The 16,611-nt window shown below is 36.6% G+C and carries 14 protein-coding genes; all 14 read left to right on the top strand.

The window, feature by feature from the left end; all coding sequences use genetic code 11:
* The first annotated feature begins 80 nt into the window (after window positions 1–80).
* The 14 genes from mraZ to J8281_RS15975 all read left to right on the top strand — a co-directional run bounded on the left by mraZ (window position 81) and on the right by J8281_RS15975 (window position 16,603).
* Window positions 81–548 (top strand): division/cell wall cluster transcriptional repressor MraZ, encoded by a 468-nt coding sequence (gene mraZ, locus J8281_RS16040; protein ID WP_210198705.1) that lies wholly within the window; start codon window positions 81–83, stop codon window positions 546–548.
* 64 nt (window positions 549–612) lie between these two features.
* Entirely contained in the window at window positions 613–1,518 is a 906-nt protein-coding gene (rsmH, locus tag J8281_RS16035) for a 16S rRNA (cytosine(1402)-N(4))-methyltransferase RsmH (protein ID WP_210198666.1), read from the top strand.
* A gap of 109 nt (window positions 1,519–1,627) precedes the next feature.
* On the top strand, window positions 1,628–1,939 hold the full coding sequence (locus J8281_RS16030) for an FtsL-like putative cell division protein (RefSeq protein WP_210198665.1): 312 nt from the start codon (window positions 1,628–1,630) through the stop codon (window positions 1,937–1,939).
* 3 nt (window positions 1,940–1,942) lie between these two features.
* Window positions 1,943–3,937 (top strand): penicillin-binding protein, encoded by a 1,995-nt coding sequence (locus J8281_RS16025; RefSeq protein ID WP_210198664.1) that lies wholly within the window; start codon window positions 1,943–1,945, stop codon window positions 3,935–3,937.
* Window positions 3,934–5,397 (top strand): UDP-N-acetylmuramoyl-L-alanyl-D-glutamate--2,6-diaminopimelate ligase, encoded by a 1,464-nt coding sequence (locus J8281_RS16020; RefSeq protein WP_210198663.1) that lies wholly within the window; start codon window positions 3,934–3,936, stop codon window positions 5,395–5,397. Before J8281_RS16025 ends, J8281_RS16020 begins: the two co-directional genes overlap by 4 nt.
* Window positions 5,398–5,443: 46 nt before the next feature.
* Window positions 5,444–6,676, top strand: coding sequence for a phospho-N-acetylmuramoyl-pentapeptide-transferase (gene mraY, locus J8281_RS16015; protein WP_210198662.1), 1,233 nt, complete (start codon window positions 5,444–5,446; stop codon window positions 6,674–6,676).
* Between the two features lie 34 nt (window positions 6,677–6,710).
* Window positions 6,711–8,081, top strand: coding sequence for a UDP-N-acetylmuramoyl-L-alanine--D-glutamate ligase (gene murD, locus J8281_RS16010; protein ID WP_210198661.1), 1,371 nt, complete (start codon window positions 6,711–6,713; stop codon window positions 8,079–8,081).
* A gap of 70 nt (window positions 8,082–8,151) precedes the next feature.
* Window positions 8,152–9,357: an FtsW/RodA/SpoVE family cell cycle protein gene (locus J8281_RS16005; protein ID WP_210198660.1), complete on the top strand. Its 1,206-nt coding sequence runs from the start codon at window positions 8,152–8,154 to the stop codon at window positions 9,355–9,357.
* A complete protein-coding gene (gene murG / locus J8281_RS16000) occupies window positions 9,354–10,469 on the top strand; it encodes an undecaprenyldiphospho-muramoylpentapeptide beta-N-acetylglucosaminyltransferase (RefSeq protein ID WP_210198659.1) in 1,116 nt (371 codons plus the stop codon). The genes J8281_RS16005 and murG overlap by 4 nt, the downstream gene beginning before the upstream one ends.
* Window positions 10,466–11,812, top strand: a complete 1,347-nt coding sequence (murC, locus tag J8281_RS15995) for a UDP-N-acetylmuramate--L-alanine ligase (RefSeq protein ID WP_210198658.1) — start codon at window positions 10,466–10,468, stop codon at window positions 11,810–11,812. Before murG ends, murC begins: the two co-directional genes overlap by 4 nt.
* Window positions 11,809–12,528: a cell division protein FtsQ/DivIB gene (locus J8281_RS15990; protein WP_246849138.1), complete on the top strand. Its 720-nt coding sequence runs from the start codon at window positions 11,809–11,811 to the stop codon at window positions 12,526–12,528. The genes murC and J8281_RS15990 overlap by 4 nt, the downstream gene beginning before the upstream one ends.
* Before the next feature lie 7 nt (window positions 12,529–12,535).
* Window positions 12,536–13,885 (top strand): cell division protein FtsA, encoded by a 1,350-nt coding sequence (ftsA, locus tag J8281_RS15985; RefSeq protein WP_210198657.1) that lies wholly within the window; start codon window positions 12,536–12,538, stop codon window positions 13,883–13,885.
* A 73-nt stretch (window positions 13,886–13,958) separates the two neighbouring features.
* The gene (gene ftsZ, locus J8281_RS15980) at window positions 13,959–15,929 is read left to right on the top strand and encodes a cell division protein FtsZ (protein ID WP_210198656.1); all 1,971 of its coding nucleotides are present in this window, start codon (window positions 13,959–13,961) and stop codon (window positions 15,927–15,929) included.
* A gap of 224 nt (window positions 15,930–16,153) precedes the next feature.
* On the top strand, window positions 16,154–16,603 hold the full coding sequence (locus J8281_RS15975; protein WP_210198655.1) for a GatB/YqeY domain-containing protein: 450 nt from the start codon (window positions 16,154–16,156) through the stop codon (window positions 16,601–16,603).
* Window positions 16,604–16,611 lie beyond the last annotated feature (8 nt).

The following is a 16,611-nucleotide window of genomic DNA, read 5'->3' as shown; positions in this document are numbered from 1 at the left end:
TATTAACAATGTGGTAAATTGTGGTAAATTGTGGTAAATTTTTCAATATATTTGACTAATTAAACGTTTTGGAATACAAAGTGGTAAGTCTAATCGGTACATATGAATGTAAAGCTGATGCCAAAGGGCGTCTTATGATACCTGTGGCTTTTAAGAAACAACTTTCGCCCGTGTTGCAAGAAGGTTTTGTGTTAAAAAGGTCGGTGTTTCAGTCGTGTTTAGAATTATATCCTATGGCAGAATGGAACCTTTTGATGCAAAAAATCAATACACTAAATCGTTTTAAAAAAAAGAATAATGATTTTATTAGAAGATTTACTGCAGGAGTCAAAGTTGTAGAAATTGATAGTACTGGTCGCCTGTTGATACCCAAAGATTTAATAAGTTTTGCGGGTATTACTAAAGAATTGGTATTGTCTTCTGCCGTAAATATTATTGAAATATGGGATAAAGATCAGTACGAGAAAACCATCGATGAAGATACTGTAGATTTTGCAGATTTAGCGGAAGAGGTAATGGGGTTAGATGAAGAGTTACCCCTAAAATGATAATAAAATGATTGAAACTGTAGTCATCAATATCGATGTTTTGAGTGGGATAGGAAAATAAGATATGAAGCAAACCGAATATCATAATCCAGTGTTACTAAAAGAGACCGTAGACGGACTTGCAATTGAGCCCGATGGGGTGTACGTTGATGTAACCTTTGGTGGTGGCGGTCATTCTAGAGCAATTTTAGAAAGGCTGAATGCACAAGGTAGATTATTTGCGTTTGATCAAGATCAGGATGCTTTAGCCAATGAGATCAAAGATGATCGGTTTACTTTGATCAATGAAAATTTTAGGTTCATCAAACGCTTTCTTAGGTTCTACGGAATTAAGAAGGTAAACGGCATTTTAGGTGATTTTGGCGTATCGTCTCATCAATTCGATGTTGCAGAGCGAGGTTTTTCAACGCGCTTTGATGCTGATCTAGATATGAGGATGGATCAAAAAGGTACACTTTCGGCTTACGAAGTCGTAAACAACTATGAAGAAACAGCACTGCGAACTGTTTTTTTGACGTATGGCGAATTGCGCAACGCTCCTAAACTGGCCAGGAGCATAGTTGAAGCCAGAAATGAAAAGCCTGTAAAAACCAGTGAAGCTTTAAAAGAAATATTGCGCCCTTTTTTGCCTAAACATAAAGAGCATAAGCTATTGGCACAAATCTATCAGGCGATACGAATTGAAGTAAATCAAGAAATAGAAGTTTTAAAAGAATTTTTGTTACAGACTTTAGAATTATTGGATAAAGGCGGTAGGATAAGTTTGATTTCTTATCACTCTCTAGAAGATAGACTTGTAAAACGATTCATAAGAAATGGAATGTTTGAAGGAGAACCCGAGAAAGACTTATATGGTAATGTATCGGTTCCTTTCAAAAAAGTTGGGGGATTTATTGTTCCTTCTCCTCAAGAAATTGAAATAAATAATCGGGCGCGAAGCGCAAAATTAAGAGTAGCTGAAAGAATATAAATGCGCGTATGAAATAAGCCATAACAATGAAGATGATACCCGCCGATATGATGATATGGCGATTCCATCTGACAACTAAGAAACAAAAAATATAAACAGATTTAAACGTATGAAACAAACGGTTTATGACATACTAAAAGGAAAGTTTCTCATCGCCGATGATGCGATGAAAAATTGGAGGATGCTCCTATTTCTTTCGTTTTTGGCAATTATTATGATTGCTAGCTCGCATAATGCAGAAAGTAAAGTGCATAAAATCGCGAAATTGAATGATGAAGTACGAGAACTAAGAACACAATTTGTAGACGGAAAAACAGAATTGATGAAGCTCAAAATGGAATCTTCCATAATTAGAAAAATGACACAAGAGGGATTAAAGCGACCTACTACGCCCCCTCAAAAAATAATAGTAAAACAGTAGCAGTTGGCCATACAAGAAAAAAACATATTAAATCGATTGTATTTTGTAGCAGCTTGTCTATTCATTTTTGCTATTGTCGTAATGATAAAATTGGTCAACATACAATTTGTAGAAGGCGACGCCTATAGAAAAAAAGCGCAAGAAAGAGTTTTTAAAACATTTGATATTCCTGCTAATCGTGGTAATCTTTATGATAGTAAAGGTAACCTATTAGCAACCTCGGTACCTAAATATACGATTAGATTTGATGCTCTTACGGTTACTGATAAGGATTTTAGAAAGTTTGTAAAGCCACTGTGTCAATCTCTTTCCAAAGAGTTTGGAAAACCAGTAACCTACTATGATAAATTAATTCGAACGGCCAGAGCGAATAGAAATAGGTATTTGTTAATTCGTAGAAATATTGGGTATTCTCAATATATGCGGGTAAAAGAGTTTCCCTTATTTCGATTTGGTGCAAATCGCGGTGGCTTCATCGTTGAGCAAACTACGGTTAGAGAGCATCCTATTGGCAAAATTGCAGAACGTACTGTAGGTTATGAAAGAAGGGATGAAAACGGCTATTATACCCGAGTTGGTTTAGAAGGAGCATACGGTCCATTTTTAAGAGGAAAAGAAGGTAAAAGAAAAAAGCAAAAAATTGCAAAAAATCAATGGAAACCTATAGGAGATGCCAACGAAGTAGAACCTAGAGATGGTTTTGATGTTGTTTCTACGATCGATGTAAATATACAGGATATTGCGCATCACGCACTACTTGGTCAATTAGAGAGATTTGAGGCCGAGCACGGAACTGTTGTGGTGATGGAAACCAAAACCGGAGAGATTAAAGCAATATCTAATTTAGGTCGAACTCGAGCCGGCAAATATTATGAAAAATTGAATTATGCCGTAGGAGAGTCGCACGAACCGGGTTCTACATTCAAATTAATGACCATGGTGGCTGCCTTAGAAGATAAGGTTATAGATTCTAGCTATGTAATCGATACAGAGAATGGTAGGGTGAAATTTTATGATAGAATTGTAAGAGATTCAAAATGGGGTGGCTATGGTAAAATTTCTGCAGCAAAAGCTTTTGAACTTTCGTCAAACACAGCTTTTGCAAAAATGATTAATCAAAACTATAAAGATAACCCCAGAAAATTTGTGGATCGTCTCATCAATATGGGCTTAGGGGAAACGCTAGATTTATCAATCAAAGGCGAAGGTGTGCCTAAAATTCCATACCCGGGAGATAAAGATTGGTATGGTACTACATTACCATGGATGGCTCATGGCTACGGTGTTGCAATTACACCGTTACAAACATTAGCCTTCTACAATGCAATTGCCAACGATGGGGAAATGGTAAAACCCCGATTTATTAAAGAAGTAAAAACCTGGAATAAAACAAGAGAGCGATTTGATAAACAAATTATCAATCCGACAATTTGTTCGAAAAAAACGGCCAAAATTGTCCAGGAAATGATGGTAAACGTAGTTAAAAGAGGAACAGCAGACAATATTAAGAGTGATAACTTTCTAATTGCAGGAAAAACAGGGACGTGTTGGGGTAACTATGGTAAAGATAAAGAACGAGAGTATATATCATCCTTTGCAGGGTATTTTCCTGCAGAAGAACCTATCTACTCTTGTATTGTGGTTATTCATAAACCTAATAAAAAGAAGGGGTATTATGGCAGCGAGGTTGCTGCTCCTGTTTTTAAAACTATTGCTACCAAAATATATAACGATATACCTGTAATCGATGAGGTTTCATATGCAGTTGCAGAAAGTAAGTCTGTGGGGAATAGTTATGAAAAATACTTTAGAAATGCCCAAAAGTATAAAACCATAATGCCCAATGTAAAAGGGATGCCTGCGATGGATGTAATTTCTCTTTTAGAGAATATGGGACTAAAAGTCGAACTAAAAGGCGCAGGCAAGGTAGCTAAACAATCCATCGCACCAGGTACCAAAGTTAAAAGGAACGAAATAGTTAGACTAGAATTATCGTGATAGAACTAAAAGACATATTATATAAAGTTGCTATGAATGCTGTCGTGGGCAGTACCACCTTAAAAATCAATAAGATAGTATTTGATTCTAGAAAAGTTGTTCAAGACGTTGTTTTTGTGGCCATACGCGGAACGGTATCAGACGGGCATGATTTTATTGAGAAAGCCATAGATTTGGGCGCAAGCGCAATAGTTTGCGAAAAAATTCCCGATGTACAAGTTAACGGTGTTACGTATATTGTAGTTGAAAACACACAATCTGCTTTGGCCATTATGGCTTCTAATTATTTTGGTTCCCCTTCAGATAATCTAAAATTAGTAGGAGTAACAGGTACCAACGGGAAGACAACTATCGCCTCGTTACTCTATCAGCTTTTTCAAAAAGCAGGTTTCAAGGTAGGACTACTTTCTACAGTAAAAATTTTAGTAGATACCCAGGAGTATGAAGCTACGCATACCACACCTGATTCTTTAACCATTAACTATTATCTCAAAGAAATGAATGCCGCCGGAGTAGAATATTGCTTTATGGAAGTGAGTTCTCATGGTATTCACCAAAAGCGTACTGATGGGCTTACTTTTGCGGGAGGTATCTTTACAAACCTATCTCACGATCACCTGGATTATCATAATACATTTAGAGAGTATAGAGACGTTAAAAAGGCTTTTTTTGATGGGTTACCGGCCCATGCATTTGCTTTAACCAATGGTGATGATAAAAATGGAGCTTTTATGCTTCAAAATACTAAGGCAAAACAATATAGTTATGCGTTAAAATCATATGCTGATTATAGAGGGCAAATTTTAGAGAATAACTTAGAAGGCTTGCTTTTAAAGATTAATGATCATGAAGTATGGACCAAGCTTATTGGTAGTTTTAATGCCTATAATTTACTGGCAATTTTTGCAGCTTCAGAGTTGCTGGGATTAGAAACATTAGAAACGCTACAGCTTATTAGTGATCTACAAAGTGTAAGTGGTAGATTTCAATATTTAATTTCCGAAGAAAAAATTACAGCAATAGTCGATTATGCGCATACCCCTGATGCACTCAAAAATGTATTAGAAACTATCAATGACATTCGTACAAATAATGAAACTTTAATCACAGTAGTGGGCTGTGGCGGAGATAGAGACAAAATTAAACGACCGGTGATGGGAAATATCGCTGCAAAATTAAGCAATAAAGCCATATTTACTAGTGATAACCCTAGAACAGAAAACCCTAATCAAATTATTGAAGATATCGAAAAAGGGGTAGAGCCGCAGGATTATAAAAAAACATTATCAATAACAGACAGAAAACAAGCCATTAAAACTGCATGTCAAATAGCAGAAAAAAATGATATCATCCTCATAGCCGGTAAAGGTCATGAAACGTATCAGGAAATTAATGGAAAACGAGCCGATTTTGATGATTTTATCATTGTAAAAGAAGAGTTAAAAAAGCTAAACAAGTAAACCCTCGATGCACCATAAGGTATGCGTCGCAAAAAGGTAGTGATTTATGTTATACTATATATTCGAATATTTGGAAAATGAGTACCAGTTCCCTGGGGCTACATTATTTCAATTCATAACCTTTCGAGCGGCAATTGCTATCATAGTATCGTTGTTGCTCTCTACGATCTATGGTAAACGAATCATAAGGTTTCTTCAAAAAAAACAACTGGGGGAAAGTATACGTGAGTTAGGTCTAGAAGGTCAAAGTGAAAAGGCGGGAACACCAACTATGGGTGGGATCATCATCATCTTATCTACACTGGTTCCTGTTCTTTTACTAGCGAAACTCGATAACATTTATGTGATTTTGCTCATTATGACCACGATATGGATGGGTGTCATCGGTTTTACAGATGATTTTCTAAAAATTAAAAAGAAAGATAAAGAAGGCTTGGCAGGAAAATTTAAAGTAATTGGTCAGGTAGGTTTAGGCCTTATCGTAGGTTGCACCATGTATTTTCATGAAGACATTACGGTAAGACAGGAAAAAGCAAATGCAGATACTGTGATTGTAGAACGATCTAATAATGAAAGTGCAGATTTTTATCCTGCTGTTAAATCCACAAAAACTACCATTCCTTTTTTTAAGAATAATGAGTTTGATTATTCAGATTTAATCACCTGGATAAGTCCGGATATGACAAAGTACGCATGGTTAATTTTTATACCGATCGTCATATTTATTGTTACAGCAGTATCCAATGGTGCTAATCTCACTGATGGGATTGATGGCTTGGCTGCAGGTTCGTCTGCCATTATCGTGCTTGCACTGGCGCTTTTTGCATGGGTTTCGGGGAATATCATCTTTTCAGACTATCTCAACGTCATGTACATTCCAAATTCGGGAGAGATGACCATTTTTATAACAGCTTTTGCAGGATCGTTAGTTGGCTTTTTGTGGTACAATACCTATCCCGCTCAAGTTTTTATGGGGGATACGGGTAGTTTAACGATTGGCGGAATAATAGCCGTAATAGCAATAGCGATTCGTAAAGAATTTTTAATCCCCATTTTATGTGGCATATTTTTTATCGAAACCTTGTCGGTGATGATGCAGGTAAGTTGGTTTAAATATACAAGAAAGAAGTTTGGAGAAGGTAGAAGAATATTTTTAATGTCTCCTTTACATCATCATTATCAAAAAAAAGGAATTCATGAAAGTAAGATCGTGACCAGGTTTTGGATCGTTGGGATTTTCTTGGCCATTATCGCTGTGATTACATTAAAAGTAAGGTAGGATTTAAGATGTATGATTTTGGATTGAAGAGTTTATGAAGAAAGAAACCAGAAACCAGGAAACAGGAACCAGAAATCGATTAGTGGTTTTGGGAGCAGGAGAAAGTGGCGTAGGAACCGCAATTCTTGGTAAAAAAGAAGGATACCATGTTTTTATTTCTGACAACGGAATGATTACAGATCATTATAAAGAAGTTCTTAGAAATTTTGAAATTGAATGGGAAGAGGAGCAGCACACAGCGCCCAAGATTCTAAATGCAGATGTAGTAATGAAGAGTCCGGGTATTCCTGATAAAGTTGAAATCGTACAACAATTGAAGGCTCAGAAAACTTCGGTGATTTCTGAAATTGAATTTGCCGCACGCTATACAAATGCCTCAATTGTGGGTATAACAGGCAGTAACGGCAAAACAACGTCTACCATGCTTACACATCATGTATTAAAGCACGGTGGACTTCATGTGAATATGGCTGGAAATATCGGAGACAGCTTTGCCAAACAAGTGGCGCAAAATGATGCTCCCTATTATGTGCTTGAGCTTAGTAGTTTTCAATTGGATGGCATACAAAATTTTGCTCCGCATATTGCAATATTGCTCAATATTACTCCAGATCATCTGGATCGATACGAATATAACTTTGAAAATTACATCGCTTCAAAATTCAGGATCGTAATGAATCAAACCGAACAGGATTATTTCATTTATGATGCAGATGATGAAGTGATAACAACGTATTTAGAAAAGTATCCCATTCCATCAAGATTACTACCATTTTCATTACGAAGAGAAGTGAAAAATGGAGCATGTTTAGAAAACGGAAAAATAAAAATAACCATAGATAACAACAAATTCATCATGCCAACAACAGATTTATCGCTAAAGGGCAATCATAACGTGAAAAACGCGATGGCCGCAGCCACGGTTTCACAATTACTAAAAATTCGAAAGACTACGATTCGAGAATGTCTTGAAAATTTTCACGGAGTTGAACATAGACTAGAGAATGTGCTTAAGATCAATAATGTACAATATATCAATGATTCAAAAGCGACCAATGTAAATGCAGCATTTTATGCGCTGGATGCCATGAAATCTCCTACTATATGGATTGTTGGTGGAATAGATAAGGGAAATGACTATTCAGAATTATATGCGCTGGTGAATGAAAAAGTGAAGGCTATTATCTGTTTGGGTGTAGACAATACCAAAATTATTAATGCTTTCGGAAATTGTGTAGATGCTATTTCTGAAACGCAATCTATGAAAGAAGCCGTAAACATTGCCTATAAAATCGCTGAGCGAAATGAGAATGTTCTCTTATCCCCGGCATGCGCAAGTTTTGACCTGTTCAAAAATTATGAAGAACGCGGAAGACAATTTAAAGAAGCAGTTAGAGAATTATAAAACAACCAAATGATAATTAGTACAATAGGATATTGATAGAAAACTACGATAGTAATACTTAAAATAACAGATGACAATAGTACTCAAAAATATAAAAGGTGATAAAGTAATATGGGCAGTGGCCGCCCTGTTGGCATTATTTTCTTTTTTGCCGGTGTATAGTGCGAGTAGTAATCTGGCATACTTGTATGGTGACGGAGATACCTTTAGTTTCTTAATAAAACATTTTGCACATCTCGTTCTAGGTTTTTTAATTATGTATGGAGTGCATAAAATACCATATCATTATTTTAAAGGACTTTCAATTATTATGATACCTGTCGTTCTAGTATTGCTACTGGCAACAATGGCTCAAAATACTACTGTAGAGGGTGCAAATGCCAGTAGATGGATTCGTGTTCCTTTTGTGGGGGTGACATTTCAAACATCTACTTTGGCAGCTGTTGTACTTATGGCATATGTAGCTCGGTATCTTTCAAAAATAAAAGATCAAAAGGTGTCGTTTAAAGAAAGTGTACTACCACTTTGGCTTCCGGTATTTTTGATATTAATGCTTATTCTGCCAGCAAATTTCTCTACCGCCGCTATCGTATTTTCAATGGTGATTATGCTCGTCTTTCTTGGGGGATATCCTATGAAATACATAGCTACAATTTTAGGATCGAGTTTTCTGGTATTGGTGTTTTTTATGCTATTTGCCAAAGCATTTCCCGGGATGTTCCCCAATAGAGTAGATACTTGGGTAAGTAGAATTGAAAATTTTGTTGATGAAAAAGATACACCTGGGGATTATCAAATCGAACGCGCTAAAATAGCGATTGCAAGAGGAGGCATCATAGGTACAGGACCTGGAAAAAGTGTACAACGAAATTTTTTACCACAGTCATCATCAGATTTTATTTATGCCATCATTATTGAAGAATGGGGATTTGTAGGTGGCGTATTTTTAATGCTCTTGTACATGTTTTTGCTGTTTAGATTAGTCGTTGTTGCGCACAAAAGCGAGGATACTTTCGGGAAATTGCTAGTCATTGGTGTGGGGCTTCCTATAGTATTCCAGGCGTTGATTAATATGGGAGTTGCTGTTGAATTATTTCCGGTTACCGGGCAAACGCTTCCCTTAATTAGTAGCGGGGGTACGTCGATATGGATGACTTGTCTTGCTATTGGGATTGTTCTTAGTGTAAGTAGTAAGCGAGAGATGAGTATAGAGCAAGAATTACTGGATAGCGAAAATGAAGAAAATCCTCTAGAAGTATTACGAGAAGCTGTATGAATAAAAAGTTGAGAATCATATTATCTGGTGGAGGTACAGGAGGACATATTTATCCTGCGATTGCTATTGCTAATGAGCTGCGTAATAGATATCCCGATGCTTCTTTTTTGTTCGTAGGTGCAAAGGATCGTATGGAAATGCAAAAAGTACCACAAGCCGGGTACAAAATTATAGGATTATGGATTAGTGGTATTCAAAGAAAGCTCACCATAAGCAATCTTATGTTTCCTGTTAAATTGATAAGTAGCCTTTGGAAATCAAGAAGAATAATTAAAAATTTTACACCCGATATAGTAATTGGAACGGGGGGGTTTGCCAGCGGACCATTACTAAAGATAGCAGGTTCTAGAAATATTCCAACTGTGCTTCAAGAACAAAACTCTTACCCGGGGATCACGAATAAATGGTTGGCACAGAAAGCAACTATAATTTGTGTGGCTTATGACTGTATGGATCGATTTTTTCCGAAAGATAAAATTGTAAAAACAGGAAATCCTGTTCGGCAAGATATATTAGAAATAAAGAGTAAGCAAGAAGCATCATTACTAAAGTATAATCTTGACCCTGGTAAGAAAACGTTGTTGATTTTAGGAGGAAGCCTGGGAGCTCGAAGAATCAATCAACTGATCGTACAAAAATTAGATTTTTTTACTGAACTTGGGATTCAAGTACTCTGGCAATGTGGCAAGCTGTATTACAAAGAATACAAAAAATACAATACCAGAACAAATGTGCAAGTGCATCCATTTTTAGACACTATGGATCTTGCATATGCTGCCGCAGATATTATAATTTCAAGAGCTGGAGCAGGTTCGGTTTCAGAATTATGTATCGTTGGGAAACCGGTTCTTTTCATTCCTTCACCTAATGTAGCCGAAGATCATCAAACAAAAAATGCAAAGGCAATCTTAGATCAAGATGGGGCAGTGTTATTGAAGGAAAGTGAATTACACACGGTTTTTGACGATGTATTTCTAGAGGTTTTTCAGTCTGAGAAAAAGCAAAGGGAATTGTCTAAGAATATTAAGAATCTGGCGTTACCTAATGCAACTTTGACTATAGTTGATGAAATTGAACGCTTGATAAAAAGCAATGCTGTTACGAACGGATGAATAACGAGTTACAACATATAAAAAATGTTTATTTTATCGGTATTGGAGGTATCGGCATGAGTGCACTCGCTCGTTATGCAAAGTTTTTAGGTAAAACCGTAGGAGGATATGATAAAACGCCAACCGATATTACTAAAGATTTAATTGCAGCTGGTATCGAAATTCAGTTTGAGGATAACGTAAATACAATTCCGAAGGTATTCTTAAACAAAAAAGAAACTCTTATTGTCTATACACCTGCGATTCCGAAAGATCATAAAGGACTTGTCTATTTTCAAAAGCAAAAATTTTGCATACAAAAACGGGCAGAAATGCTCGGCTTGATTACAAAAAATAAGTATACCCTTGCGGTGGCAGGAACACACGGTAAAACTACAACAACGGCTATTTTGGCACATTTGCTAAAAGAAAGCGGAGTAGAGGTTACGGCATTTTTGGGTGGTATAAGTGAAAACTATAACTCTAACCTTATTATGGAAGGTGATGAGGTTGTAGTGGTAGAAGCCGATGAATTCGACAGATCTTTTTTACAATTATATCCAGATATTGCGGCCATAACCTCGATGGATGCAGATCACCTGGATATCTATGAAAAAGCCAATGCGCTTGAAGCATCTTTTCTAGAATTTACATCGCGAGCAAAAGAATACTTGTTAGTCTGTAACGGATTACCGGTTTCGGGACTCACTTTTGGTATCGAAGATGGTTCTGATTTTTGTGCGCAACACATTAAAATAGATAATGGCACCTATATTTTTGATTTACATACTCCTTACAAACTCATTAGGGATCTGCGTTTAAACCTGCCTGGCAGACATAACTTGTTGAATGCTATCGCAGCCTTTGCTATTGCGATGCTCTATGGCTCCCCGACCACATCATTGGCAAAGGCTTTATCATCATTTAAAGGAGTTCGCCGTAGATTTAGTTACCAAATTAAAACAAACGACATAGTGTATGTAGATGATTATGCACATCATCCTACAGAAATTGATGCACTGCATCAGGCGGTTCGAGAAATGCATCCCAGTAAAAAGGTATTGGCCGTTTTTCAGCCTCACTTGTATAGTAGAACCAGAGATTTTGCTGTAGATTTTGCAAAAAGTCTAAGTCAATTTGATCAACTATTGCTATTGGATATTTATCCTGCCAGAGAATTTCCCATACCCGGGATAACTTCAGGCTGGTTATTAGAAATGATTAGTAACAAACAAAAAATGCTAGTTTCAAAAGAGAATTTGGTTAGTGAGATTTTACAAAATAACCCAGAGGTTGTTGTAACTATAGGGGCAGGGGATATAGGAGAAGAAGTTGGTAGAATTAAAGAAGCTTTATTATCATGAAGAAGAGGATGCTTATATACTTGAAATTTATAGGTTTAATTGCTTTGGTAGTTATATTATTTGCATTCACAAGCAAGCGAAATCAGCAAAGAAAAATTAGAGAAGTGCATATAGAATTTATAGAAGAACAAGATCCCTATATAAATGAACTCGCGGTTAATAAATTGTTAATACAAAATGAAGGAAGAGTGACGAGCGTGGGTAAAGAAATTTTAGTTTTGAATAGGGTAGAGCAAACGCTGGATTCACACAAAATGATCGAGCATTCTGATGTGTATTTAACTGTAAATGGGGAGCTTAGAGCTAGAATTAAACAACGTACCCCTATTGCCAGGGTGAATGCAGTTACTCCATTTTATGTAGATATCACGGGAAACACAATGCCTTTGTCTGATAGTTATTCGGCACACGTACCTTTGGTACATAACGTTTCAGAAAGAGAGATTTCAGAAGTTTTTCCTTTGCTGAAAAAAATTCAGAATGACGAGTTTTTAAAAAAGCATGTAGTGGGAGTGCACCTAAATGTAAAAAAACACTACGAATTAGAACTTAGAGTATATTCTTTTAAAGTAGTTATTGGGAAAATAGAGCATCTTATAAGTAAGATTAACAATTTTAAGGCATTTTATCAAAAGGCACTAAAGGATAAGAGCCTCGATATGTATAAAAGGGTTAGTTTACAATTTAGTAATCAAGTGGTGTGTACAAAAAAATAATACCATTATGCAAAGAGAAGATAATGAAATAGCAGTGGGTTTAGACATAGGAACAACAAAAATTGTTGCTATGGTCGGTAAGTATAATGAATACGGAAAGATGGAAGTTTTGGGTGTAGGTAAATCCAAAAGTCTGGGGGTGCATCGTGGGGTAGTGAATAATATTACCCAAACCATACAATCCATACAACAAGCTGTGCAAGAAGCAGAAAGTGTTTCGGGGATGAAAATTACAGATGTTACTGTAGGTATTGCAGGTCAGCATATTAGAAGTTTACAGCATAGCGATTATATCACACGACCTAATGCAGATGCGGTTATTGATGAAGACGATATAGAAAAATTATGCAATCAGGTACATAAACTGGTGATGTTACCAGGAGAAGAAATTCTTCATGTACTTCCGCAAGAATACAAGGTAGATGGTCAAGCCGAAATAAAAGAGCCTGTTGGAATGTATGGAGGAAGGTTAGAAGCCAATTTTCATGTGGTTGTAGGACAGGTAACGTCTATTAGAAATATTGGCAGATGCGTAAAAAGCTCAGGCTTGGCGTTGTCTGATGTAACGCTAGAGCCTCTAGCCTCGGCAAATGCAGTACTAAGCCAGGAAGAAAAAGAAGCAGGTGTAGCATTAATCGATATAGGAGGTGGTACAACAGATCTTGCCATATTTAAAGATGGTATTATTCGTCATACAGCTGTTATTCCATTTGGAGGTAATGTAATCACCGAAGATATTAAAGAAGGATGTTCAATTATTGAGAAACAAGCAGAATTATTAAAAATAAAATTTGGTTCTGCCTGGCCTGGTGAAAATAAAGATAATGAGATTGTATCCATTCCTGGTCTGCGAGGAAGAGAGCCAAAAGAAATTACGCTTAAAAATTTATCCAAGATCATCCACGCCCGTGTGGTAGAGATCATCGAACAGGTATTTCTGGAGATTAAAAATTATGGGCATGAATCTCCAAAGAAAAAGCTGATTGCGGGTATTGTCTTAACAGGAGGAGGTTCGCAATTGAAGCACCTTAAGCAATTGGTCGAGTATATTACCGGTATGGATACCAGGATAGGGTATCCAAATGAGCATTTGGCAGGTAATAGTGATGCAGAAACGACTAGTCCCATGTACGCCACCGCTGTTGGATTGGTTATGGATAGTCTGGTGCATATCAAGAAACAAAAAAAGACAATACAAAAACAGGCTTTGGAAAGCACAAAAGCTGCTCAACAAGTAGAAAGCTCTGATACGAATGTATTAGAAGAAGAAAATACGGGTATTGATCTTAAGCCTAGAAAGAATATTCTAGAAAAATGGACTGAAAAATTCAAGGAGTTTCTAGATAACGCAGAATAAAAAGAAGGGAAATGTTCATAAGTGAACAGTCACATATAGAAAGAAAAGTAGGAGAACCAGAAAATTAGCAATTATGAGTAATAATGAAGAATTCGAAAACATTGCGTTCGATTTACCAAAAAATCAATCCAATGTTATCAAAGTAATCGGAGTAGGAGGAGGAGGTAGCAATGCTATCAATCATATGTTTCAACAAGGGATCAAAGGTGTTGATTTTGTCATTTGTAATACAGATGCGCAAGCGTTAGAGAATAGTGCTATCCCAAATAAAATCCAGCTTGGTGTTTCTTTAACAGAAGGACTCGGGGCAGGTGCCAATCCAGAAGTTGGAGAACAATCGGCTGTCGAGAGTTATGAAGAAATAAAAACCATGCTGGATACCAATACCAAAATGATTTTTATTACCGCCGGCATGGGTGGGGGAACAGGTACCGGTGCTGCGCCTATCATTGCAAAAATGGCAAAAGAATTAGATATTCTTACGGTAGGTATAGTAACCATACCTTTTCAGTTCGAGGGGCGTATGCGAAATGAACAGGCCCAGTTAGGTGTAGAAAGACTTCGTGCACATGTCGACTCTTTGATTGTGATTAATAATAACAAATTAAGAGAAGTCTACGGTAATCTTGGTTTTAAAGCTGGTTTTTCAAAAGCAGATGAAGTCTTAGCAACTGCATCAAGAGGTATTGCCGAAGTAATTACACATCATTACACTCAAAATATAGATTTACGTGACGCTAAGACTGTTCTTAGCAATAGCGGTACTGCAATTATGGGGTCTGCTCATGCCTCTGGTAATAAACGTGCTCATGACGCGATAGTAAAAGCATTAGATTCTCCATTACTCAACGATAATAAAATTACCGGAGCGAAAAATGTACTCCTTTTAATCGTATCCGGAAGAGAAGAAATCACTATCGACGAGATAGGTGAGATTAATGATCACATTCAGCAAGAAGCAGGACATGGCGCTAATATCATTATGGGTGTCGGAGAAGATGACTCCCTGGAAGACGCAATCTCTGTAACCGTTATAGCTACTGGATTTGATGTAGAGCAACAGGATGAAATTGTAAATACAGAAACCAAGAAAATTATTCACACATTAGAAGACGAGCAACGTGCTGCAGTACAGGATTTAACTCCTAAATCTACAGGTAAAAGTACTCCTATCTTATCTCCTTTACCCAAAAAGGAAGAGATTGAAAAGCCTTCGGTCATTAAACACAAATTAATTGATGAAAAAGAGGAAGCCGATGAACCATTGATCGCGACCACAGATCTTTTGAAAAATATTAATGTTGACTACGAGGTTGTAGATGCTTTTTCTGCAGATAATGATTTTGTGATTATCAATGCGCAAGATATTATTAAAGAAATTGAAGTGAATGATGCAAAAGAAGTAGAAGGAACAGAAGAGAAAGAAGATCAGTTTTCACTAGCATTTGATATGCCTGTTGAAGGTGGGAATAAAGATCGCCAGGATACTTTTGATACCGCAAAAAATTCAGATACTGAAAAAATAGAAGAAGAGCAGCCTATCGTTTTTGATCTAAGTGATGATATTCTCGATATGGAAGTTAATGAGCCCATAGAGGTTATTCCTGCTAATGAAACAATATCAGGAGGTGTGCGTAAATATAGTCTCGAAGATTATATGGAAGAAGAAAAAAGATTGACCAATGCACAACCAGAAGTAATAGAAGAAGATGAAGAAGTGATTTTTGAAAAGAAAACGGTAGCGCCTGATACAGAACCCAAAATTACAGGAAATGTAGATCCCATTAACCAACCTATTTCTGAAACATTAAAAGCCAGAGCAGCAGAACGTCGCGAGAAAATGAAAGAATTTAATTACAAATTCAGAAATAGTGCCAATAAGATAGACGATATTGAAAAAGAACCTGCCTACAAGCGTGCAGGAATTGATGTAGATGCCAAACCCGAAGATTCGGGCTTGTCTCGCACTTCATTAGGAACCGATGGGAATGACGATATTCAGCTTAGAAAAAACAATTCTTTTTTACATGATAATGTAGATTAAACCCGGTTAAACAAAGTATTAGCATCGTTATTAAAGGATTATAATTTCTAAGGTACTTGTCGTAGAAGTTAAGAGCGTATTTCTAAATATTGAATTCAATGTCTTTTTAAATATGCTGAATATAGAGTAATTTAGTTCTCGACAAACAAGATAACTGATAAACTATCTATAGATTATCGGTTTATTTTTTATATTCGCAATCCGAAAGTTTAAAATTTACATCAATGAGTTTACAAGCAGAAGTAATGACCGCAATGAAGGAGGCAATGAAAGCCAAAGATGCCAATGCCTTAACTTCATTACGAGCTATTAAGTCGGCTATTTTGTTGGCTCAGACAGAAAGTGGTGCAAAAGAAGAACTTTCAGAAGATCAAGAATTGAAATTATTGCAAAAACTAGTAAAACAGCGCAAAGATAGTGCTGCTATTTTTACAGAGCAAGGTAGAGAGGATTTGGCCAAGCCCGAGTTAGAGCAAGCCAAAGTTATAGCACAATTTTTACCAGAGCAGATGAGCGAAGAGGAAATAGAAGCGGTAATTGAAGCTATAATTGCAGAAACAGGGGCAGAGGGGATGAAGGATATGGGAAAAGTGATGGGAATGGCATCTTCGAAATTGGCAGGTAAAGCCGATGGTAAAACCATTTCGACTATTGTAAAAAATAAATTGTCTTAGCAATTACA

This window comes from Aquimarina sp. U1-2 (assembly GCF_017897595.1).
Classification (GTDB): Bacteria; Bacteroidota; Bacteroidia; order Flavobacteriales; family Flavobacteriaceae; genus Aquimarina.
This window is presented reverse-complemented; position numbering and strand designations above follow the sequence as displayed.